20 protein-coding genes are annotated in these 20,770 nt (G+C 62.1%); 16 read left to right on the top strand and 4 right to left on the bottom strand.

Translation table 11 applies throughout. The features are described 5' to 3' along the window. Positions 1 to 7: 7 nt before the first annotated feature. The 3 genes from I2H38_RS00925 to I2H38_RS00935 all read right to left on the bottom strand — a co-directional run bounded on the left by I2H38_RS00925 (position 8) and on the right by I2H38_RS00935 (position 3,572). On the bottom strand, positions 8 to 1,090 hold the full coding sequence (locus I2H38_RS00925; RefSeq protein ID WP_196269922.1) for a LacI family DNA-binding transcriptional regulator: 1,083 nt from the start codon (positions 1,088 to 1,090) through the stop codon (positions 8 to 10). 73 nt (positions 1,091 to 1,163) lie between these two features. After that, the gene (locus I2H38_RS00930; protein ID WP_196269923.1) at positions 1,164 to 2,132 is read right to left on the bottom strand and encodes a ribokinase; all 969 of its coding nucleotides are present in this window, start codon (positions 2,130 to 2,132) and stop codon (positions 1,164 to 1,166) included. Positions 2,133 to 2,213: 81 nt separating this feature from the next. After that, positions 2,214 to 3,572, bottom strand: coding sequence for an aminotransferase-like domain-containing protein (locus I2H38_RS00935; protein WP_196269924.1), 1,359 nt, complete (start codon positions 3,570 to 3,572; stop codon positions 2,214 to 2,216). 103 nt (positions 3,573 to 3,675) lie between these two features. Between I2H38_RS00935 and I2H38_RS00940 the strand changes: the two genes are divergently transcribed. The 13 genes from I2H38_RS00940 (at position 3,676) to I2H38_RS01000 (ending at position 16,750) form a co-directional block, all read left to right on the top strand. Further along, complete coding sequence (locus I2H38_RS00940) at positions 3,676 to 4,632, top strand: substrate-binding domain-containing protein (protein WP_196269925.1); 957 nt, start codon at positions 3,676 to 3,678, stop codon at positions 4,630 to 4,632. Between the two features lie 29 nt (positions 4,633 to 4,661). Further along, positions 4,662 to 5,462 (top strand): deaminated glutathione amidase, encoded by an 801-nt coding sequence (locus tag I2H38_RS00945; protein WP_196269926.1) that lies wholly within the window; start codon positions 4,662 to 4,664, stop codon positions 5,460 to 5,462. Positions 5,463 to 5,492: 30 nt separating this feature from the next. Beyond that, positions 5,493 to 6,386, top strand: coding sequence for an ABC transporter substrate-binding protein (locus I2H38_RS00950; protein ID WP_196269927.1), 894 nt, complete (start codon positions 5,493 to 5,495; stop codon positions 6,384 to 6,386). 11 nt (positions 6,387 to 6,397) lie between these two features. After that, positions 6,398 to 7,366 (top strand): amino acid ABC transporter permease, encoded by a 969-nt coding sequence (locus I2H38_RS00955; protein WP_324617340.1) that lies wholly within the window; start codon positions 6,398 to 6,400, stop codon positions 7,364 to 7,366. Then, positions 7,363 to 8,160, top strand: coding sequence for an amino acid ABC transporter ATP-binding protein (locus I2H38_RS00960; RefSeq protein WP_210324633.1), 798 nt, complete (start codon positions 7,363 to 7,365; stop codon positions 8,158 to 8,160). Before I2H38_RS00955 ends, I2H38_RS00960 begins: the two co-directional genes overlap by 4 nt. Positions 8,161 to 8,494: 334 nt before the next feature. Further along, positions 8,495 to 9,499 (top strand): patatin-like phospholipase family protein, encoded by a 1,005-nt coding sequence (locus I2H38_RS00965; protein ID WP_324617322.1) that lies wholly within the window; start codon positions 8,495 to 8,497, stop codon positions 9,497 to 9,499. A gap of 137 nt (positions 9,500 to 9,636) precedes the next feature. Further along, positions 9,637 to 11,163 (top strand): ABC transporter substrate-binding protein, encoded by a 1,527-nt coding sequence (locus tag I2H38_RS00970; RefSeq protein ID WP_196269928.1) that lies wholly within the window; start codon positions 9,637 to 9,639, stop codon positions 11,161 to 11,163. 74 nt (positions 11,164 to 11,237) lie between these two features. After that, the gene (locus I2H38_RS00975; protein WP_196269929.1) at positions 11,238 to 12,179 is read left to right on the top strand and encodes an ABC transporter permease; all 942 of its coding nucleotides are present in this window, start codon (positions 11,238 to 11,240) and stop codon (positions 12,177 to 12,179) included. Beyond that, positions 12,179 to 13,045: an ABC transporter permease gene (locus tag I2H38_RS00980; protein ID WP_196269930.1), complete on the top strand. Its 867-nt coding sequence runs from the start codon at positions 12,179 to 12,181 to the stop codon at positions 13,043 to 13,045. Before I2H38_RS00975 ends, I2H38_RS00980 begins: the two co-directional genes overlap by 1 nt. 3 nt (positions 13,046 to 13,048) lie before the next feature. After that, a complete protein-coding gene (locus I2H38_RS00985) occupies positions 13,049 to 14,272 on the top strand; it encodes an amidohydrolase/deacetylase family metallohydrolase (RefSeq protein WP_196269931.1) in 1,224 nt (407 codons plus the stop codon). Next, positions 14,269 to 15,282 (top strand): ABC transporter ATP-binding protein, encoded by a 1,014-nt coding sequence (locus I2H38_RS00990; RefSeq protein WP_196269932.1) that lies wholly within the window; start codon positions 14,269 to 14,271, stop codon positions 15,280 to 15,282. Before I2H38_RS00985 ends, I2H38_RS00990 begins: the two co-directional genes overlap by 4 nt. Further along, positions 15,279 to 16,265 (top strand): ABC transporter ATP-binding protein, encoded by a 987-nt coding sequence (locus I2H38_RS00995; protein ID WP_196269933.1) that lies wholly within the window; start codon positions 15,279 to 15,281, stop codon positions 16,263 to 16,265. Before I2H38_RS00990 ends, I2H38_RS00995 begins: the two co-directional genes overlap by 4 nt. Then, positions 16,262 to 16,750: a RidA family protein gene (locus I2H38_RS01000; protein WP_324617323.1), complete on the top strand. Its 489-nt coding sequence runs from the start codon at positions 16,262 to 16,264 to the stop codon at positions 16,748 to 16,750. The genes I2H38_RS00995 and I2H38_RS01000 overlap by 4 nt, the downstream gene beginning before the upstream one ends. 17 nt (positions 16,751 to 16,767) lie before the next feature. Here the strand turns inward: I2H38_RS01000 and I2H38_RS01005 are convergent, their stop codons facing one another. Next, a complete protein-coding gene (locus I2H38_RS01005; protein ID WP_196269935.1) occupies positions 16,768 to 17,574 on the bottom strand; it encodes an IclR family transcriptional regulator in 807 nt (268 codons plus the stop codon). 114 nt (positions 17,575 to 17,688) lie between these two features. Between I2H38_RS01005 and I2H38_RS01010 the strand changes: the two genes are divergently transcribed. The 3 genes from I2H38_RS01010 to I2H38_RS21320 all read left to right on the top strand — a co-directional run bounded on the left by I2H38_RS01010 (position 17,689) and on the right by I2H38_RS21320 (position 20,753). Further along, positions 17,689 to 18,888 (top strand): aminotransferase class V-fold PLP-dependent enzyme, encoded by a 1,200-nt coding sequence (locus tag I2H38_RS01010; protein WP_196269936.1) that lies wholly within the window; start codon positions 17,689 to 17,691, stop codon positions 18,886 to 18,888. A 111-nt stretch (positions 18,889 to 18,999) separates the two neighbouring features. Further along, complete coding sequence (locus tag I2H38_RS01015) at positions 19,000 to 19,239, top strand: DUF3297 family protein (RefSeq protein WP_196269937.1); 240 nt, start codon at positions 19,000 to 19,002, stop codon at positions 19,237 to 19,239. 212 nt (positions 19,240 to 19,451) lie between these two features. After that, the gene (locus I2H38_RS21320) at positions 19,452 to 20,753 is read left to right on the top strand and encodes a flavin monoamine oxidase family protein (protein WP_196269938.1); all 1,302 of its coding nucleotides are present in this window, start codon (positions 19,452 to 19,454) and stop codon (positions 20,751 to 20,753) included. Positions 20,754 to 20,770 lie beyond the last annotated feature (17 nt).

Genomic DNA, 20,770 nt, shown 5'->3' on the forward strand with positions numbered 1-20,770 from the left:
AGTACCTCTACTCCTCCTGGATTGAACGTTGGTGAACAGGTGCCCGACCGCTCGACTGGCGGACAACAAGTTGCATCGGGACACTCGAGACGTCGGCCGCCGAGATGTCATGCGAGATGTTTGAAGAATGAATCTCTGAAGACGCGACATCGTCGTCCGGGCCGCGGCCTTCTGCCTCGATGGCATCGATGAGGCGGGCAATCGCGATCTCAGCAATGGTCGCCATGTCCATGCGCATGGTCGTGAGGCCGGGTGTGACGACAGGCGACCAGATCAGGTCGTCGAACCCCGTCACGCTGGCTTCTTCCGGCACAGCGACGCCCCCGCGCTGTAATTCCATCAGCGCCCGCAAGGCATGAAGATCGGAAACGGCGCAAAACGCCGTGAATCCCTGGCGTGCCTTCGCGGCAAGGTCCAGATCGCAGCCCTTCGCCTTACTCTGTTCAATGCCCTCGATCCAGATCACTTCGCTTGCGGCATCAGTCGGCAATGACGAGCGGATGCCGCCGACGCGGTCGTTCTGAACATTCGAGGTCGAACTTCCGCCGATGATGACGAAGCGCCGATGCCCGTGAGAGAGGAGATGTCGCGCAATTTGCTGACCACCGTTCCAGTGGTCCGCAGCAACGGTGTTGCCCGGCGTCGAGGGGCTGTCGATCACAACAACGGGGCGGCCGATGTCGCCGATGCGTGTGCCTCTTCTCGGCACGACCACCAGTCCATCGGCTCCGCGTTCCAGAAGTCGGTTGATTGCATCGGCCTGCGTCGCGGTGTCGCCCCGCGAGTCGGCGATGAGGACGCCATAGCCGCAATTGGCGGCGGCGAATTCGACGGCCTGCGCGATTTGCGGGAAGAGGGGGTGAACGATGTCGGCCAGAACCAATCCGAGAACGCCGCTTCGCCCCGTGCGTAAAGCCTTTCCGGGAAAGGACGGGATGTAACCGATCTCCGCCGCGGTTTTTCGGATTTTCTCGATCAGTTCGGTCGACACGCGCCCCTTGCCGGACATGGCATTGGAGACGGTCGCGACCGACACGCCAAGCGCCGCAGCGATGTCACTTAAATTGGGACGCGAGCGCAGGGTTGACATGAACCGGAGCTGTTTTGATTAACCGTTTAATCACCTAGCTTTACTTAGCGGAAATGTCGAATCTTTAATTCGGCTATGGATAGAGTTTCACCCCGAGCGCAGGGGCGGCGTTTTCCGCTAAAGCACGGTCGATCTCTTCCCGCCGGGGCATGCCGGCTTGCGCCCCGAGCTTCAGGCACGACAGGGATGCGGCGCAGCAGGCTTGCTCCATGGCAGTTGTGAGGTCCAAGCCCTCCGCCAGGCCGACGGCCATGACGCCGACAAAGGTATCGCCGGCACCGGTCGTGTCGGTCGGGGTGACGGGCAGGGCGGGTGCGTGCAGGCGGCTGCCATCGGGCAGCAGCGCCAGAGCACCGCGCGAGCCGGCGGTGACGACGCAGGCAAGGCCGAAGCCATGTGCGAGTTGCGTCGCGGCCTGTTGGTAGTCTCCTTCGTCTTTCCCGCTGACGAGAGCCGCGGTTGCGACGGCCTCGTGTTCGTTCACCACGAGCACGTCGGTGACGGCCAGAATTTCAGGGATGCGATGCCGGTCCCGATCGGTCGGCGCCGGCGCGAGGTTCCACACGACTTTGATTCCGAACGCGCGTGCGCGAGTGGCTGCCGCGAGGCTCTCCTCCAGCGGGACTTCCATTTGCAGAACGAGCACGGTCGTTTTGGACAACAGTTCATCGCTGAGATCCTGCGACCGAACCGCGAGGTTGGCGCCGCTCGCGACGGTGATGGCGTTCTCGCCGCCTGCATCGACGGTAATGAAGGCGCAGCCGGTCGGCTCGGAAACAGTGCGGATCGCGGTCACGTCGAGGCCGTTTTCCCGCAGGTTGCCGAGACAGGCGGGGCCGAATGAATCACTTCCGATTGCGCCTGCCATCGCCACCCCGATCGATGGGTCGCGGACAGCCCGCGCCGCTGCGACGGCTTGGTTGGCGCCCTTGCCGCCGAAAAAGCTCTCAGCGCGCGGCGAAAGCACGGTCTCTCCCGGTCGGGCGATAGCGCTGACCCGTGCAACGAGATCCATATTGATGGAGCCGAATATCAATATCATACGCCGTGCCTCATCCGTGGTGCGTTCCCAACGCGTGGGTTTCTGTCGCAAACGCCGATCCGGGTCAAAAGGAGTTTGCGGTCACGCCGATATACGAGCCTTCGGGCTGGGCGCCGTCTCGGCGTCGATCAGCGTGAGGGCGTCGGCCACTGTTTCAAAGTTGCTCGTGAGGAGGCAGGTCGCGACACGGATGTGGTTCGTCGGCCTGATGCAGAATTTCCGACCCGGCATGACCGCGATCTGTCGCGCTGCGAGGGTTACGAGCGCGAATTGCTCGGATCTGACGGGAAGCCAGATGCATAGACCATCCCTGTCGGGCAAGTGAAGGCCGCGTGCGCGAAGCAGATTCAGAAGCGTCCGTCGTCGTTCCGCGTAGGTGATTCTCGCATGATCAACGATGGCGCTGGTCTGCGGGTCATCGATCAACCAGGCGACGGCGTCCTGCAGGATGCGGCTCGTCCAACCGGCACCGAAGCTACGATAAGCCTGGATCTGACTGACGATGTCCGTTGAACTGGAAAGCACCGCAAGGCGCAGATCCGGACCGAAGGTTTTGGAATAGGACAGGATGCGAACCGTCCGTTCTGGGAAGTGTGTCCCAAGGCTAGCGGGCGGCAAGCTGGACAGGTCGCCGATGCCGTCGTCCTCGACGATCAGCGTGTCGCTACCCTTCAGCACCTGCGCCAATTCCGCATGCCGTGCGGCGCTGATCAGATGCCCGGTGAGCGCGTGGGCTCGGGGTTGATAGATGAACGCCGCCGGCTTCTTCTGGAGTGCCTGCGCGAGAGAGTCAGGTGTGGGACCTTCGTCATCGCAATTAACCGGGACGATGTGCGCACCGAGATTGTCGAGAATGTCCAAAAGCCGCATGGCGGTCGGGTCTTCGATCGCGACAACCGATCCCGGCATCACCAGGGCCTGAAGGGTCACATAGACGGCTTCGAAGCCGCCATTGGCCGCGAGGAAGGCCTGTGCGTCATAGGGCCATCTTCTCCGCGCCGCGTCCCGCAGGGAATCCGAGATCGGGATGCGCTGATAGCTGTTCAATTTCGCGGCTTTCGCACCGTGCTGCAGCGCCTCGCTCAAGGGCGGAAGCAGGGCAGGGTCCGGCGCCGCGACACTGAGATCGATGACATGATCGCCAAAGTTGCCGATGTTCTCGAACCGCTGAGGCCTTGGCGTGATCTTGTCGCCGCTGACCCAGACACCGTTGCGCCCGCGTCCGCTGATCACCTTGTGGCGCCGGAGTTCACTCCACGCGGACGAAATTGTCGCAGGGCTGACGCCGAGAGCCTGCGCCAACTCGCGGACCGGTGGCAGTTGAACGCCGACCGGAATCGCGCCGGATCGGATCAAAGCCCCTGTTTCAAGCGCGATTCCGCGCATCGTTCGATCATGAAGGCGCGCCGTCAGCCACCCGATTGCCAGAGTATTGGTCATCTTAACTTTCTTTTGTTCAGTAACAAAACTATCATTGTCCAGAAGAAAGTAAACAATTAACCTCTTCCGTAACGGCATTTGAATGACGCTCAAGGGGGCGAGTTTGAGTATTACGATTAGACTTGCGGTTCGGGATTGGGACTACGTGGTTCCCCTGGCGTTGGGGGATGTGCGGTCGGGCCGGTTCGACCTTCAGCTGGACCGGGTCGGAACCCTGCCCGAGGACCTGGCGACCGATCCGCGCTACGATGCGGGTGAGATTTCGTTCAGCCGATATTCGCTCGGGCGTGCGCGCGGGGAGACGTCGATTGTCGGCGTGCCGCACTTCCTGATGCGCGGCTTCCGCCATCGCTGCATCATCACCACCAAGGCAAGCAACATCACCACGCTTGATCAGCTTGCAGGCAAGAAGATCGGCCTCACGGGCTGGCAGGATTCCGGCAATACCTGGACTCGCGCGATCCTGCGGCGCATCGGCATCGGCATCGACGATGCGTATTGGTATGCTGGTCGGTTGACGGAAGCGCATCCCATCGTCAATCGGCTCGGCAGCTATGGCCGTCCCGGCCGCATCGAAGCGGCGCCCGGCGAGCGGCCCATGATGGAGCTTTTGGAAGAAGGCGTGCTCGACGCCGTCTTCACGCCCTTCATGCCGCCTGGATTCTTCGATGCGGATTCCAAGTTTCGCCAGCTGGTGCCCGATTTCCGCAAGGCTGAAGTCGAATACTTCAACGATGTCGGGTACGTGCCCGGTATGCACCTCCTCGGCATCAAGCCTACCATCGTCGAGGAGCATCCCTGGCTGCCGCAGGCGTTGAGCGAACTGCTCGATGAATCCACCCGCGTGTGGCTGGAAAAGCGCGCGAAATATGCGGACACTACGCCCTGGATCATCGACGAGATCCGGCAGGTCACTCGCGATCTGCCCGCGTCGTGGGATCGCAATGGCTTTGCCGCGAACGAGCACATGATTGCCGATTTCGCGACCGAGCTTCACGCCCAGAACCTGACCGACAAGCAGCTTTCGCCACGGGACCTGTTCCCGTCAGAGGCGGCGTGATCGACCGAACAAGAAAGAGGAAACCAATCATGAAAGTTGCGCTCGGGCAGTTCGCGGTGAGCCGCGAGTGGCAGGAAAACGCCAACACCTGCCTGCGGTTGATGCGTGAAGCGCAAGAAGGCGGCGCCGACCTGCTGGTGCTGCCGGAAGGCATTCTGGCACGCGACATTGCCGATCCGAACCTCGTGCTGAAAGCCGCACAGCCGATCGACGGTCCCTTCATGTCCCAGCTTGTTGAAGCGAGCCGGGGCAGCGACATGACAGTAATGCTGACGATCCACACGCCGACGGGCGCGGAGCGAGTCTGGAACCTCTTCGTCGTGTTGCGCAATGGCGAGGTCGTGGCGGAGTACCGCAAGCTCCATCTCTACGACGCGTTTTCAGCCAAGGAATCGACCAACGTCATGCCCGGTGACGATGTGCCGCCGCTCGTGGAAGTGGCTGGCCTCAAGGTCGGCATGATGACCTGCTATGACGTACGCTTCCCCGAACTGGCGCGGCGCCTTGTGCTAGATGGCGCGGATGTGCTGGCGCTGCCCGCCGCCTGGGTTAAGGGGCCGCTGAAGGAGGCCCACTGGGAAGTGCTGGTCACGGCGCGCGCGCTTGAGAACACGACCTACGTGGTCGCCGTCGGCGAGTGCGGCGAGCGCAATATCGGCAACAGTTTAGTGGTCGATCCGCTCGGCGTCGCCATTGCTCGCGCGGCGGAAGCGCCAGCTCTCGTCTTCGCCGACATCGACCCTGCGCGTCTCTCCCATGCGCGCAATATTCTGCCGTGCCTCGCGAACCGTAGGTTCGAAAAGCCTGAACTCAACAAGGCCAGCGCCTGAAAAGCTGCGCCCAATCAAGGGAAACTCGTCATGAAATCCAGTGCAATCGCATCCGCAGCCCTTCTGGCCGCCACGCTCTTCTCCGCGCCGCTCTACGCGCAGGAGATCAAGGTTCCGACGCAAACGGTCGATGCCGCCTTGCGCGCGAAACTGCCGAAGGAGATTCTCGATGCGGGCGAGATCATCTCCGTCAACAATGGCTCTTTCCCTCCCTATGAGATCGTGACGGATACGCGCAGCCTGACCGGCGCGAGCGCGGATCTCGCTCACGCCATCGGTGAGGTGCTCGGCATCAAGATGCGCCATGAATCGGTCAGCGGTCTTTCGGGCATGCTTGCCGGCATCAAGTCCGGCCGTTACCAGATGGGCATCGGCCCCACCGGCGATTTCCCGGATCGTCAGGCCGCGAACGACTTCGTCGATTTCGTGCAGGAATACGTCGTCTTCGCCGTGCAGAAGGGCAACCCGAAGAACATCCAGAGCCTCGACGATACCTGCGGCGCGCGCATCGCCGTGATGTCGGGCGGTTCGGCGGAACGTGTCATCAAACAGCAGGCCGAGTCCTGCACCAAGGCCGGCAAGCCTGCGATCGAGGTTCAGTCCTTCGCCGATCAGCCCACCTCGATCCTCGCCGTGCGCTCGAAGCGCTCGGACGCGTTCTTCTCGTCGCAAGCGCCGCTGACCTATTTCATCCAGCAGTCCAACGGCGAGCTGGAACTGGCGGCGGTCGGCAAGAGCAATGGCTTCGAGGATCTTTTCCAGGGCACTGTCGTTCCAAAGGGCTCGGTCCTCGGCGAGGTGATCCTTGGGGCTTATCAGAAGCTGTTCGCCAACGGCACCTATGCGGCGATCATGAAGAAGTGGGGCCTTGAGAACAACATGCTCAAGGCGCCGGGCATCAACCTCGCCGGTAAGAAGCAGTGACGTCGCCCGCCATCAACCCGGCGCTTTCGCCGAAGGACGACGTCACGGAGCTCGCGCTCCGTGACGTCGCTCATGCCCGCCAGCCGATCAATTATGGCCGCTGGCTGATGTGGGCGTTTACGCTCGCCATCACGCTCAAGTTCGGTTGGATCGTCGCCAACAACAAGAATTTCGAATGGCATGTCGTCGGGCAATGGTTCACGGCGGACTCGATTCTTCGCGGCCTGTCGGTGAGCCTCGGCCTGACGGTGGTCGCCATGATCATCGGCGTGGTGATCGGGCTGCTTCTGGCCGTCGCACGTATGTCGGACAGCAAGCTGCTGGTGATGCTGTCGAGCCTTTATATCTGGTTCTTCCGTGGCACACCGCTGCTGGTTCAGCTGATCTTCTGGTACAATCTCTCGACCTTGTTCCCTCAGATCTCGGTGGGAATTCCCTTCGGTCCCGATTTGGTCAGCTGGAAAACAAACGACCTCATTACGCCATTGACGGCTGCCATTGCCGGTCTGGCCCTGAACGAGGCGGCCTACATGGCCGAGATCATTCGCGGCGGCTTGCTTTCGGTCGATTCCGGGCAGGTCGAGACGACTCAGGCCTTTGGCATGACGCGCGCCCGCGCCCTGCGTCGCATCATCATTCCGCAAGCCATGCGGTCGATCATTCCGCCCACGGGCAACCAGCTCATCAGCATGATCAAGGCCACGTCGCTGGTCAGCGTCATCGCCATGGGCGATCTGCTCTATTCGGTGCAGGCGGTCTATAACCGGACCTTCGAGATCATCCCACTCTTGATGGTGGCGGTTCTCTGGTACCTGTTGGTGACCTCGATCCTCAACGTCGGACAATCCGCGATCGAGCGCTACTATTCTCGCGGCGAGAAGGGATCGACTGCGGCGGCGAAAGCGCCGCGCGCCAAGGACGCCGCCGAAACCGCGACGGACATTCGCGACGGCTCGATCAATATGGGGGATGCGCGATGAACGCAAAAACCTTGCCCGAAGCCGTTGTGACGTCTCGGCCGCTGGTCAGAGCGCGCAACGTGCACAAATCGTTCGCTGACGTCGAGGTCCTGAAAGGCATCGATCTTGATGTGATGCCCGGCGAAACCGTCGTGATCCTCGGCCCCTCCGGCTCTGGCAAATCAACCTTCTTGCGATGCATCAACCATCTCGAAGCAATGAATCGCGGCTCGATCGAGGTTGGTGGAGAGCAGATCGGGTACGAATTGCGCGGCAACCACCTTCACAAGCTGTCGCCGCGCGCAATTGCCCGGCAGCGTCGGCAGATCGGAATGGTGTTCCAGCAGTTCAACCTGTATCCGCATCTGACGGTTCTGCAGAACATCATCGAAGCGCCGATCGGCATTCACGGTGAGAGCCGGCAAGAGGCGGAGAAGTATGCGTTGGCTCTGCTGCAACGCGTCGGTCTCACCGAAAAGGCCGACGCTTACCCGCGGCAATTGTCCGGCGGGCAGCAGCAGCGCGTCGCGATTGCCCGCGCGCTGGCGATCAAGCCCAAGCTGATGCTGTTCGATGAGCCCACCTCCGCGCTCGATCCCGAGCTTGTCGGCGAAGTGCTCGCGACCATGAAGGACCTGGCGGAGCAGGGGCTGACGATGATCGTCGTCACCCACGAAATCGGCTTTGCCAAGGAGGCTGCGGACCGCGTGGTGTTCATGGATGGCGGATATGTCGTCGAGCAGGGCAAGCCGGAAGATATTCTGGTGAACCCGCAACATCCGCGCACACGCGCGTTCCTGAGCCGGGTCATCTAGGGCCCGACCCCGAACGCCAATTTGCTTTACGCAGCCGACCGCCAGATCGCTCTGGCGGCCGGCTGCTGTCGTTTTCGCAATACTCGGAAGAGCGTTTGCATCGCCTCGCCATCCTCGTACACTGCCAGTGAAGCGTGGGAGGCAGAGCCCATGGCAGAGTCGGTCGTTGCTGCACGCCAATCTCTAACGCGAGTGTTCACCATTCTGCGTTACGGTGTTTCGCGCGCCTTTGTCGGGTTTGGACCGGCTCACACAAGCGCCATCGGAAACATCAGCTGGAGGTAGGCCCCTGACCCGTCCAGCATCTTCAAAATCCCGTCCCGACCGGGCTCCGGTGATCGTTGACCTCGCCCTGCAGGGTGGAGGCGCCCATGGGGCGTTCACATGGGGCGTGCTCGACCGTTTGCTTGACGAGCCCTGGCTTACGATCGAGGGTATCTCGGGCACATCGGCCGGCGCCATGAACGCGGCGGTGATGGCGGATGGATATACGGAGGGGGGCGTCGCCGGGGCCAAGGCGGCGCTCGAGCGTTTCTGGCGGCGCGTTTCCGATGCAGCCCTTCTCAGCCCTTTCCGACGTGGCCCGCTTGATATCCTGATGGGCCGCTGGACGCTCGACACGTCCCCGGTCTTCATTGCGTTCGACCTGATGGCGCGGATCTTCTCGCCTTACGATCTCAACCCGCAGGGCACCAATCCGCTGCGCGAGATTCTTGCCGAGAGTATCGATTTCAAGCGCCTGAGGAAGTCGCGCATCCGGCTTTATGTCACCGCGACCAATGTGCGGACCGGGGAGGGGCGGGTGTTTCGGCACGACGAACTTTCGCCTGAAGTGCTGCTTGCATCCGCCTGCCTTCCAACCTTGTTTCAGGCCATCGAGATCGATGGCGAGGCTTATTGGGATGGCGGGTACACGGGCAATCCGACGATCTCGCCGCTGATACGGGAATGCACTTCAGGCGACACGGTTCTGGTGCAGATCAATCCCGTCGAACGATCGGGCACGCCACGGACGGCGCGCGAGATTCTGAATCGACTCAACGAAGTGTCATTCAATGCCTGCCTGTTGAAGGAATTGCGGATGATCGCCCTTCTGCGGCAGGCCGCCAATCACGGCGACCGGGAATGCGATCGATGGGCGCGGATGCGCATCCACCGCATCGAGAGCGACGCCATGACGGAACTCGGGTACTCATCCAAGCTCAACGCCGAATGGGAGTTTCTGACGAAATTGCGCGATGAAGGTCGCCGCGCGGCAGAGGCGTTTCTCGCATCACATGCGGATGATCTCGGTCAGCGTTCCTCGCTCGATCTCGACGCTTATCTCAAACTGGTGTGAAGGCGGAACACGGCCGCCATCTCACTGCGTCGGGTCCTCCGGTCTTGTCATCGATCCTATTGACGCAAAGGCATATCTCTCGCACTATGACATAACTAGAGGGCACAATCCATAAATATGGAATAGGGGAGTCGAAAATGAAGCTTTTGGCAGGTGCGTTACTGTCGGGTGTCATGGCGCTTGGGGCCGGCTCGGCGTTGGCTCAACAAACGGGAGGGATCGTCAACGTGGCCACCATCGGTGAGCCGCCGACTTTGGATCCCATGGTCTCGACCGCCGATCTCGTCGGCATCGTGACGCAGCATTTCTTCGAGACCCTGTTCACCTTCGACAAGGATTGGAACGTCACGCCGTTGCTGGCGGAGAGCCTTCCGGAAATCACGGACGGCGGCAAGGTCTACACCATCAAACTGCGCTCCGGCGTTACTTTCCATGACGGATCGGCGATGACGGCCGATGACGTCGTGGCATCGCTCAAGCGCTGGATGGACCTGGCCTCGCGCGGCAAGCAGACCGCCGGCAACATCGACAAGGTGGAAGTCGTCGATCCCTCCACCGTTCGCATCGTCCTGAAATCGCCTTACGCGCCCCTGTTGGCGCTGCTGGCCTTCAATAATTCTGCGGCTGTCATCATGCCTGCGGGTAAGATGGCCAATCCGCTGACCGAGCCGGTCGGCACGGGGCCGTACAAGCTGAAGGAACGCAAGCCCGATCAGTATATCCAGCTCGTGCGGTATGACGGCTACAAGCCGCGCAGCGGCGACGCTAACGGGTACGGCGGCGCACGCAAGCCGCTCCTGGACGAAGTTCGCTTCGTGCCAGTTCCCGATCCGAACACGCGCATCGAAGGCGCGATCTCGGGCCAGTTCGACTATGTGGATTCCCTGCCGGTCGAATCCTACGATCGCATCAAGAACCTGCAGACCACGAAGCCGGTTCTGCTTAAACCCTTCGGCTGGCCGGTCTTCGTCATGAACACGAAGCAGGGCGTGATGGCGAACATCGACTCGCGCATGGCGGTGCGAATGGCGCTGAGTATGGAAGACATGCTGGCTGCCGCTTTCGGCAGCAAGGAGTTCTATTCGCTCGACGGTGCCATGTATCCGAAGGGCTATGTGTGGCACTCCGAGGCCGGAACGGAAGGAAAGTATAACGTCGCCGATCCCGACAAGGCCAAAGCGCTTCTGAAAAAGGCGAACTACGACGGCAAGCCGGTGCGCATCCTCACGAGCCGCCAGTATGAATTCCACTACAAGATGGCGCAGGTCGCGGCGGAATATCTCAAGCAGGCGGGCTTCTCGGTCGACATGCAGGTGGTCGATTGGGCTACGCTGACGCAACGCCGCGCCGATGCGGCTCTGTGGGACATCTACATCACCCACAGCCCGTTCCTGCCGGAGCCCGCGCTGATCGGTCAGCTCTCTGAGAGCTCGCCCGGCTGGTGGTCGACGCCCGCCCGTAAGCAGGCTGTCGATGCGTTCAACACCGAGAGCGATCCGAAGAAGCGGCCCGCGTTGTGGGCCGAGGTTCAGAAAGTCATGTATGTCGAGACGCCGAGCATCAAGATCGGCGACTTCAATGCCCTCTCGGCGCAGTCGCCCAAGCTCGACGGTGTGGTGCCTGCTCCGTGGCCCTACTTCTGGAACGTATCAGTCAAGAAGTAACCTCGAACGCTTCCTATCGAAGGGCGTCATTCGTGGCGCCCTTCGCCGCCCCTCAAGGATTAAGTCAGAAACGTATGGGCCGCTACGTCTTCCAACGTCTGCTCGGCATGCTTGCCGTGATGTTCGTGGTCGTGACGATCGTGTTCATCATCGTGCGCATCGCACCCGGTGATCCGGCCGCCGTCATGCTCGGGCCCGATGCGACCGCACAGGACGTCGCGTCCTTGCGTACCCGTCTCGGCCTCGACCGGCCGATCATCATTCAATACGGCATCTTCTTCGGGCAATTGCTGCAGGGCGATCTCGGCGAATCCATCTTCCTCAACCGGCCCGTTCTGACCGCGCTCGCGGAGCGCGCCGAGCCGACCTTCTTCCTCACCCTGTTCTCGATTCTCATTGCCGGAATCATTGCCATCCCCGTCGGGATCATGTCCGCCTATTGGCGCGGCTCGCTCTTCGATCAGGGGGCGACGACACTTGCCATGCTCGCGGCGTCCATTCCGAGTTTCTGGCTCGGCCTCATCCTCATCCAGATTCTCGCGGTGCGATGGGGCGTGTTTCCTGTTTCCGGCTATGGCGGCCCTGGTGCGAGCCTCCTGACCCGTCTGTCTCATTTGATACTGCCCGCGATCTCGCTCGGCGTGGTGTCGTCGGCCCTGATCCTGCGCTTCACGCGAGCGAGCATGCTCGACGTGCTCAATGACGACTACGTCCGCACGGCTCGCTCGAAAGGCATGAGCGAGTTTCGCGTGATCATGAAACACGCCTTCAAGAACGCGCTCATTCCGGTCCTGACGGTTGTCGGCATCACAGCGGCGCTGCTCGTTTCGGGCGCAGTCGTCACGGAGACGGTGTTCGGCTTGCCCGGCGTCGGCAGCCTTGTCGTCTCGGCGGTGCTGCGGCGCGATTACCCGGTCATTCAAGGGGCGCTTCTCATCATCGCCGCGCTCTATGTGCTCATCAACTTCCTGATCGACATGCTCTATCTGCTCGTCGACCCCCGGGTGCGCTACTGATGGCCGCCGCTGTATCTTCTCCCGCGCCGACGCCGGTCAATTTCATCTTACGGCTTGTCAGCCGGAAGACGGTTTTGATCGGCATTCTTGCCCTGTTCGCTGTCGCGTTCGTGGCAATCCTCGCGCCTGTTCTGGCCCCGTATGCGCCAAACAAGCTCTCCGTCGTTAATCGCCTGAAGCCGCCGAGTGCGACGTTCTGGTTTGGGACCGACGAATTCGGTCGTGACGTATTCAGCCGCACCATCTACGCGGGCCGTCTTTCGCTGCTCGTGGGCATCTCGGTCGTGACCTTCGCCGCGATCTTCGGTATCGCGCTCGGCCTCGTTGCGGGCTTTTTCAAGCGCCTCGATACGCCGATTGCCCGCATCATCGATGCGATGATGGCGTTTCCCGATATTCTGCTCGCGATCGCGCTTGTCGCGGCGCTCGGGCCGTCGCTGCTCACCGTCATCGTTGCGCTCGGCATCGTCTATACGCCGCGCCTTGCCCGCATCGTGCGCGCCTCGACCCTCGTCATTCGCGAGTTGCCCTATGTGGAAGCCGCGCGAGCGCTCGGCGTTCCGACTTGGCGGATCATGACGCGGCACGTTCTGCGCAATCTCGTGTCGCCGATCCTCGTCCAGGGAACTTTCATTTTCGCCTACGCCATGCTGGCGGAAGCGGGGCTGTCGTTCCTCGGCCTTGGCGTGAGCCCCGAAATTCCGACATGGGGAACGATGATCGCGGCAGGCCGCCAGTATATCGGCCAAGCCGACTGGATGACGCTGTTTCCCGGAATCGCGATCGTGGTGTCCGTTTTGTCGCTCCAGATGGTGGGCGACGGATTCCGCGATCTGCTCGACCCGCGCCTCAGAAAGGATCTCTAACCCATGACTTCCGCAGAAACGGGAAGGCCCCTGCTGCTCGCGGGCGTGAAGCCCGTCGCCTTCGGGACCGGCTCGCCTGACACCAATGTCGATGTGCTAATCGGCGGCGACGGACTCGTTCAAGCCGTCGGGTCCTCCGTCGCAGCGCCGGAAGGCGCGCAGCGGATCGATTCCGCAGGCGCCTATGTCTCGCCCGGTTGGGTCGATCTTCACGCCCATGTCTGGCACGGGGGCACCGACATCTCGATCAGGCCGCAGGTGTGCGGAGTGGAGCGCGGAGTCACCACCATCGTCGATGCCGGGTCAGCCGGCGAGGCGAATTTTCATGGGTTCCGTGAATACATCATCGAGCCCGCGAAAGAGCGCATCAAAGCCTTCCTGAATATCGGCTCCATCGGTCTCGTGGCGTGCAATCGCGTGAGCGAATTGATCGACATGCGGTCCATCGACATCGATCGCACGATTGCGTGCGTGGAAGCGAACCGCGACGTCATCATCGGCATCAAGGTCCGCGCCAGCGGCGTCATTCTCGGCACCTGGGGCATCACGCCGGTCAAGATCGCCAAGAAGGTCGCCAAGATCCTGAAGCTTCCGTTGATGGTGCATGTGGGCGAGCCGCCTCCGCTGTTCGATGAGGTGCTGGAGATCCTAGGTCCTGGGGATGTCATTACCCATTGCTTCAACGGCAAACCTGCCGGAAACATTCTGGAGGACGAAGATCTTTTCCTCCTGGCCGAGCGCTGCGCCAAGGATGGCGTGCGTCTCGATGTGGGTCATGGCGGCGCATCGTTCTCGTTTCGCGTTGCCGAGATCGCGATTCAGCGCGGGCTTCTGCCGTTCTCGATCTCGACGGATTTGCACAACCGATCCCTCGACAATCCGGTCTGGGACATGGGCACGACCATGTCGAAGCTTTTGTCGGTCGGAATGCCGTTTGAGGATGTCATCGAAGCGTCCACGCGTGCGCCGATGTCGGTGGTTGGATTGCCGACCGAAAATCTCCTGAAGACCGGAACGCGGGCCGAGTTCACCCTGTTCGATGTCAAGGACAGCGATCTCAAGATCCGTGATTCCATGGGGCACGAAGCGCATCTGAAAAAGATGATCACGCCGCGCTTCACGGTGCTCGGTTCGGAGGCGATCAAGGCGAGCCGCTACGAGTCGAAATACAAGGCCACGCTCGAGAGTTCGGCGTGCCCGCATTGCGGTTGGGCGGGAGCGCGATGAGCGAGCTTCCCGCCGATATCGTCCTGCGCGTCGACGACCTGCGCACCCATTTCGAGGCCGGTGATCGTGTCGCGAAATCGGTCGATGGGGTCAGTTTCGATGTGAGGCGAGGGGAGACCGTTGCGGTCGTGGGTGAATCCGGCTCGGGCAAGTCGGTGACGAGCCTGTCGATCATGCGGCTTCTTTCTGCCCCCGGACGCATCGTCGGCGGTGATATTCTCTATCGCGCAAGCGATGACCGCGTGCTCGATCTGGCGAAGCTGCCGGAAAAGGCGATGCGCGGCATCCGTGGCCGGGAGATCGCCATGATCTTCCAGGAGCCGATGACGAGCCTCAATCCGCTCTACACCATCGGCGACCAGATCATGGAGATGGTACAGCTCCATGAGCCGGTCTCCCGCGCGGAAGCGCGCCGTCGCGCCAAGCGGATGCTGGAGCTTGTCGAGATTCCCGCTGCCGACAGGCGGCTCGACGAATATCCGCACCAGATGTCGGGCGGCATGCGCCAGCGCGCCATGATCGCGCTGGCGCTCGCCTGCAACCCCAAGCTCCTCATCGCGGACGAGCCGACGACGGCGCTCGACGTGACGATTCAGGCCCAAATTCTCGATCTCCTGCGCCGCCTGCAGGCCGAGATTGGCATGAGCATTCTCTTCATCACGCACAATCTCGGTGTGGTGGCGGAGATCGCGCATGATGTGGTGGTGATGTATGCGGGCCGCGTCGTCGAGAAAGCGTCGGTCGATGCGCTCTTCGACAACCAGAAACATCCCTATACGCGCGGTCTCCTCGCCTGCATTCCGAATGCCACCCGCGACCGTGCACCGACCGGCGAGCGCATGCGCCTCAACCCGATTCCCGGCAGCGTGCCGAGCATTCTGGCTTTGCCTGCCGGATGCAGCTTCGCGCCGCGTTGTTCGCTCGTGACGTCCGAATGCGAGAGCAACCCGTCGCTTCTCGTCGCAGGCCCCGATCATCTGAGCCGCTGCTGGAGGCACGAGACCCTATGAGCAGCAACGATATTCTTCTCCAGGTCGAGGGCCTGACGAAGCACTTTCCAACGAACAACGGCGTCGTGAAGGCGGTTGATGGCGTGAGCTTCGACGTCAAGCGCGGAACCATTGTTGGCCTCGTCGGCGAGTCCGGCTCCGGCAAGACGACGGCCGGACGCTGCACGCTGCGTCTGATCGAACCGAGCGCCGGGCGTCTCATGTTCGATGGCGTCGATCTGCGCACGCTCTCCGAGCGGGAGATGCGCGTCTACCGGCGCCGTCTCCAGATCGTTTTTCAAGACCCGTATTCGAGTCTCAATCCGCGCCTGCGCGTCGAGGACATCATCGGCGAGGCCATCGACACGCATGGGCTCGCGAAGGGCACTGCGCGGCGGGATCGTATCGCGGAGCTTCTTTCCCGCGTCGGCCTCAATCCGGATCATGCCCGGCGGTTTCCGCACGAATTTTCCGGCGGTCAAAGGCAGCGCATCGGCATTGCGCGCGCTCTTGCGGTGGAGCCGGAATTCATTGTCGCGGATGAGCCCGTTTCGGCGCTCGACGTGTCGGTTCAGGCGCAGGTGCTCAACCTCATTCAGGACCTGCAACAGAGCTTTGGGCTGACCATGCTCTTCATCGCCCACGACCTGTCGGTGGTGGAATATCTCTGCGATGAAGTTGTGGTGATGTATCTCGGCCGCGTCATGGAAAAGGGGCCGAGCCGCAGCATCTATGCCAAGCCGCGACATCCCTACACGCAGGCGCTTCTGTCCGCCGCGCCCATCCCCGACCCGAAGGCAAGCCGGCAGCGGGTGGTTCTGAAGGGGGACATTCCAAGTCCGATGAATCCGCCATCCGGCTGCGTGTTCCGAACGCGCTGCCCCTTCGCCATTGCCGAATGCGCGCAGGTCGTTCCCGCCTTCGACACTGTCGGCCCGGAACACCAAGTCGCCTGTATCCGTCATGGCGATCCCGAAGTCATTTCCCAAGGACAACAATTGTGAACGACGTTCGATCTTTGTCAGTCACCGGCCCTCAAGCTCGCTTGAAAGAGCTTGGCATCGCCCTGCCTGAGCCGCCGACGCCCATTGCGAATTTCGTGACTTATGTGCGGGAAGGAAACCTGCTTTTTCTCTCGGGGCAGGGGCCGCAAGAGGCCGATGGCTTTTTGCACACCGGCAAGGTCGGCGGGGATGTGCCAGCCGAGAAAGCATATGAACACGCCAAGCTCACGGGCATCAACCTGATCGCGGTGATGCAGGATGCGCTCGGTGATCTCTCCCGCGTCAAGCGCGTGGTGAAACTGCTCGGCATGGTCAATGCGGCCCCGGACTTCACCGAGCACCCGAAGGTGATCAACGGCTGCTCCGACCTGATGATGGCGGTGTTCGGAGAAGCGGGTATTCATGCTCGGTCGGCGGTCGGCTTCGGCTCCTTGCCGAACAACATCACCGTCGAGATCGAGGCGATTGTCGCCATCGACGATTGAGAACGGTGATGTCAGGTTCAGCGCCAGCCCAATGTCGTTTCGATCCGCTCCGCAGCGAGGCGGACGGCATTGGTATAGCGCTCCCGGTCCTGCACCACACGATGTTCCGCCAACACGATCGAGATCGTGGCGACGCACGCGCCGGCCGGATCGCAGATCGGCGAGGCGATGCAGGCGACGGAAAAATCCGACTCGTTGATCTGAATCGACAGACGGTCCTTCAGCGCCGTCGCAGCAGCACCGGACAACGCCTCGGCATCAGTGTTCGCGCGGCCGGTCGGCGACACCTTCGAGGCATGGCGGAAAATCTCCTGCCGCTCGGCGTCGGGCAGGTGGCCGACCAGCAGACGCCCCGAGGCGGTCCAGTTCAATGGAACGCGCGAGCCGATTTTCGACGTGACGCGAAAATGGCCGGGACCGTCCGACATGGCCATGACGACCATGTGGTCGCCGTCCCGTCCGCAGATCTGAATGGTCTCCTCCACCTCCCGGCAAAGGTCCTGCATTTCATGCGAGGCCACGTCGAGAAAATCGAGGGATTGAGCGTAGGCGAGACCGTAGTGATAGAGGCGGGGGCCGAGCCAGATCATGCCGTCGTTGCGGCGCTGCAAGAGCCGTTTCTCAACGAGATCGTCGATGACGACATAGACGGTGGAAAGCGGCGCACCGATGGCCTTTGCCACCGCATAGGCTCCGGCGGGTTTCATCTCCTCCTGCAGATAATCCAGGATCTGCAAGGCGCGATCGATGCCGCTCACACGCGCGCCGCGGCCCTTTTTCTCTGTAGGTGCGGTCTCCGTGATTTTCGGCGTCTTGGCGTCCAACGGAGCGCTCCCTGCTTAATGCAAATCCCGAGATGGGAATTGCAGAATAATACAATGAATTCCTCAACAATGGAACATCGCTCGCATTAGCGGCGCAGAATGAAAGAGACTCACATGGACCAGCAAGACATCCGCAGCGAACTGGGTCTGCGCCCCATCGTCAACGTCTCGGGCACCATGACGTCGCTCGGGGCGTCGATCGTCGTGCCTGAGGCGGTTGCCGCCATATCCGCGATACTGCCGCAATTCGTCGAGATCAACGACCTGCAGAAAAAGTCCAGCCGCGTGATCGCCCGTCTCTGCGGGACCGAGGCGGGCTTCGTCACCGCGTCTTGCTCCGCCGGCATCACGCTCGCGGTCGCGGGCGCGATGACGGGCTCGAACCTTGCGGCCATCGAGCGCCTTCCCGATACGACGGGCCTGAAGAACGAAGTGCTGATCATGACCGGTCATATGGTCAGCTATGGCGCGCCGGTGGAGCAGGGCATCCGCTTGGCGGGCGCGAAAGTCGTTCCCGTCGGACAGGCGACGGGCGCGCGCGCCTATCAGCTCGATGGCGCGATCACGGACAAGACGGCGGCTGCCGTTTATGTCGTCTCCCATCACACGGTTCAGTACGGTCTGCTTCCGCTCGAGGAGTTCGTCGCCATCTGTCACGCGCGCGGCGTTCCGGTCATCGTGGATGCGGCGTCGGAATACGACCTGAAGGGCTTTCTCGCCACGGGCGCGGACATGGCGCTCTATTCCTCGCATAAGTTTCTCGGCGGCCCCACGGGGGGCATCGTCGCTGGTCGCACCGATCTGGTCCGCGCGGCGTTTTTGCAGAATATGGGCATCGGCCGTGGCATGAAGGTCGGCAAGGAGAGCATCGTCGGCACGATTGCCGCGCTCGAAGCTTGGGAGAAGCGAGACCATGCGGCGGTTCGCGCCCGTGAAACCCGCAATCTCGAACTCTGGGAACAGACGCTTTCGGCAAAGCCAGGCGTCACGGCGACGCGCGAGGCGGATCCGACGAACAACCCTCTTGATCGCCTGAAGGTGGCTGTCGAGCCGAAGGAGGCGCACATCACCGCCTGGGATCTCGCCGATGCGCTTGCCTCGGGCCAGAGGCCAATCATCGTGCGCGATCACGAAGTCGAGCACGGCTTTTTCTATCTCGACCCGTGCAATCTTCACCCCGGGCAGGAGGTGATCGTTGCTGAGCGGCTCGTCGAAGAGCTGGAAAAGGCGCGGCGCTCGAATGAAATCATCGCCACGCCGCTGGAACACCGGCGCAATCGCGGGGCTGAAGCCCTCAGGCGCTGGCCGGAGTGAGGCCGAACCTCGCTTGAGGCGCTTCCTCGCTTTGTCTCGGTCGCCCAGTTGGAAACTGAGCCATGAGCCGCTATTGGGGCGGCTCATGCTCGCTACCAGAAGGTTTAACCCATGACCGACACGCCTCCAGATCGCCTTTCCACGAACCCGAAGAGCCCTTATTTCGACGCGGCCGTGCTCGAGCGGAACGTCGGTGTCCGCTTCAAGGGCGTCGAAAAGACCAATGTGGAAGAATATTGCGTCAGCGAGGGCTGGGTCCGCCTGTCGGTTGGAACGGCTAAAGACCGCGCCGGCAACCCCATGACGATCAAGCTGCAGGGCCCGGTCGAGCCCTATTTTCGAGAGGAATAGCTTCGCCTTGCAGGCCGAGCGGCTTCTCCGCCTGCCATAAAAATGAGCCAGTCTGGTCTACAGTCTCTCCCAAATCGTCTGACATCAAGGTCGCCCAAAGGCGGCTTTTGGTGCGTTGACGTGATGGTATCGTGCGGACCCGGTTGCCGCCTCTCGAAGACGGGCACGGGAATGACGCCGGCTTGTATGCAGATTGAAAGAGACATGACCTCATGCGGATCACCCGACGCGGTCTCCTGGCCGGAACGGCTTCCTTCGCCATCGCCCGCCGGGCGCTTGCCAATGATGTCGATGTTCTGATTGTCGGAGCCGGGGCGGCGGGCCTCGCGGCGGCCAAGACGCTGCGCGAGGCCGGACGAAGCGTGACGGTTCTCGAAGCGCGTCCGCGTATCGGCGGGCGGGCCTATACGGATCGCTCCCTCGGGGCATCCTTCGATGCCGGTGCTCACTACGTGCATTGGAGCGACCGCAACCCCTGGCGGAAGATCGCGGCCGAGCTTGGCGTTCGCCTCAGCGAGGAAGCGAGAGGGGGAGGGTTCCGCGTCTATCGCGATGGAGCCCCTTTGTCTGACGCGGAGCGGCGTCGAAGACGAAACGCCTATGGCCGGATCGAGAAACTGGTCGAGGCGACAGGGTCGATGGACCATTCCTTTGCCGACGCGGTGCGCGGCAAGCCTTCCGAGATGGCCGATGCCGCGGGCGGCATCACGCTCTTCGCTCTTGGCGAAGATCCTGAGCGCGTCTCGCTTCACGACTATGATCAACTCTGGAGTGGGGACGATTACATCCCGGCGGGCGGCTATGGCGCCCTGGTCGAGCGTTATGGGGCGGACGTTCCGGTTCAGCTCGACACGCCGGTGACGCTTCTGCGTTGGGGCCATGGGCGCGTCGAGGCGGAGACCTCGCGGGGACTTGTGACCGCTCGCGCCGCCATCGTGACGGTGCCGGTCGGCGTGCTCCAGGCAGGCGGGCTCCGTTTCGCGCCGGATCTGCCGCATGAAACCCAACAGGTCCTCGATGGGCTCCACATGGGAGCGCTGACCAAGATCGCGCTTCGGGTTGACCGCGAGCGCTTCGGCGCCGTTGAGGCGACCGATCTCATGGATATGCAACCGGGCGGCGGCGTCACCAGTTTCGAGTTCTGGCCGGACGGCCAGGATTTGGTGCTGGCCCATCTCGGCGGCGACCATGCACGGGACTTGTGCCGGGCGGGCGAGCGCGCCGCCACGGATTTCGCCCTCGAACGCCTGGTCTCGATGGTCGGCGGACGCATTCGCGAGACCGTGGCCGGCGGGCGTCTGGCCGGGTGGTGGAGCGATCCGTATGCCATGGGCTCTTATTCCATCGTGAAGCCGGGACATATTTCGGCGCGCGAAGGATTGCGGGCTCCCATTGGTGACCGCATCTGGTTGGCGGGAGAAGCGAGCGCGGGCGGCGGCGCTATGACGGTCGGCGGTGCGACACTCGAAGGAGAGCGGGCGGCGCGGGAGCTTGCGGACCGGCTGCGGGCTTGAGCGCTGTCTCAGACGGC

The organism is Microvirga alba (assembly GCF_015694465.1).
In the GTDB taxonomy this organism is placed as follows: Bacteria; Pseudomonadota; Alphaproteobacteria; order Rhizobiales; family Beijerinckiaceae; genus Microvirga; species Microvirga alba.

Excerpts from the sequence above, each read along its gene's own strand:
- I2H38_RS00925 (WP_196269922.1), bottom strand. The coding sequence starts at position 1,090 with ATGTCAACCCTGCGCTCGCGTCCCAATTTAAGTGACATCGCTGCGGCG.
- I2H38_RS00930 (WP_196269923.1), bottom strand. The coding sequence starts at position 2,132 with ATGATATTGATATTCGGCTCCATCAATATGGATCTCGTTGCACGGGTC.
- I2H38_RS00935 (WP_196269924.1), bottom strand. The coding sequence starts at position 3,572 with ATGACCAATACTCTGGCAATCGGGTGGCTGACGGCGCGCCTTCATGAT.
- I2H38_RS00945 (WP_196269926.1), top strand. The coding sequence starts at position 4,662 with ATGAAAGTTGCGCTCGGGCAGTTCGCGGTGAGCCGCGAGTGGCAGGAA.
- I2H38_RS00950 (WP_196269927.1), top strand. The coding sequence starts at position 5,493 with ATGAAATCCAGTGCAATCGCATCCGCAGCCCTTCTGGCCGCCACGCTC.
- I2H38_RS00960 (WP_210324633.1), top strand. The coding sequence starts at position 7,363 with ATGAACGCAAAAACCTTGCCCGAAGCCGTTGTGACGTCTCGGCCGCTG.
- I2H38_RS00970 (WP_196269928.1), top strand. The coding sequence starts at position 9,637 with ATGAAGCTTTTGGCAGGTGCGTTACTGTCGGGTGTCATGGCGCTTGGG.
- I2H38_RS00975 (WP_196269929.1), top strand. The coding sequence starts at position 11,238 with ATGGGCCGCTACGTCTTCCAACGTCTGCTCGGCATGCTTGCCGTGATG.
- I2H38_RS00980 (WP_196269930.1), top strand. The coding sequence starts at position 12,179 with ATGGCCGCCGCTGTATCTTCTCCCGCGCCGACGCCGGTCAATTTCATC.
- I2H38_RS00985 (WP_196269931.1), top strand. The coding sequence starts at position 13,049 with ATGACTTCCGCAGAAACGGGAAGGCCCCTGCTGCTCGCGGGCGTGAAG.
- I2H38_RS00990 (WP_196269932.1), top strand. The coding sequence starts at position 14,269 with ATGAGCGAGCTTCCCGCCGATATCGTCCTGCGCGTCGACGACCTGCGC.
- I2H38_RS00995 (WP_196269933.1), top strand. The coding sequence starts at position 15,279 with ATGAGCAGCAACGATATTCTTCTCCAGGTCGAGGGCCTGACGAAGCAC.
- I2H38_RS01010 (WP_196269936.1), top strand. The coding sequence starts at position 17,689 with ATGGACCAGCAAGACATCCGCAGCGAACTGGGTCTGCGCCCCATCGTC.
- I2H38_RS01015 (WP_196269937.1), top strand. The coding sequence starts at position 19,000 with ATGACCGACACGCCTCCAGATCGCCTTTCCACGAACCCGAAGAGCCCT.
- I2H38_RS21320 (WP_196269938.1), top strand. The coding sequence starts at position 19,452 with ATGCGGATCACCCGACGCGGTCTCCTGGCCGGAACGGCTTCCTTCGCC.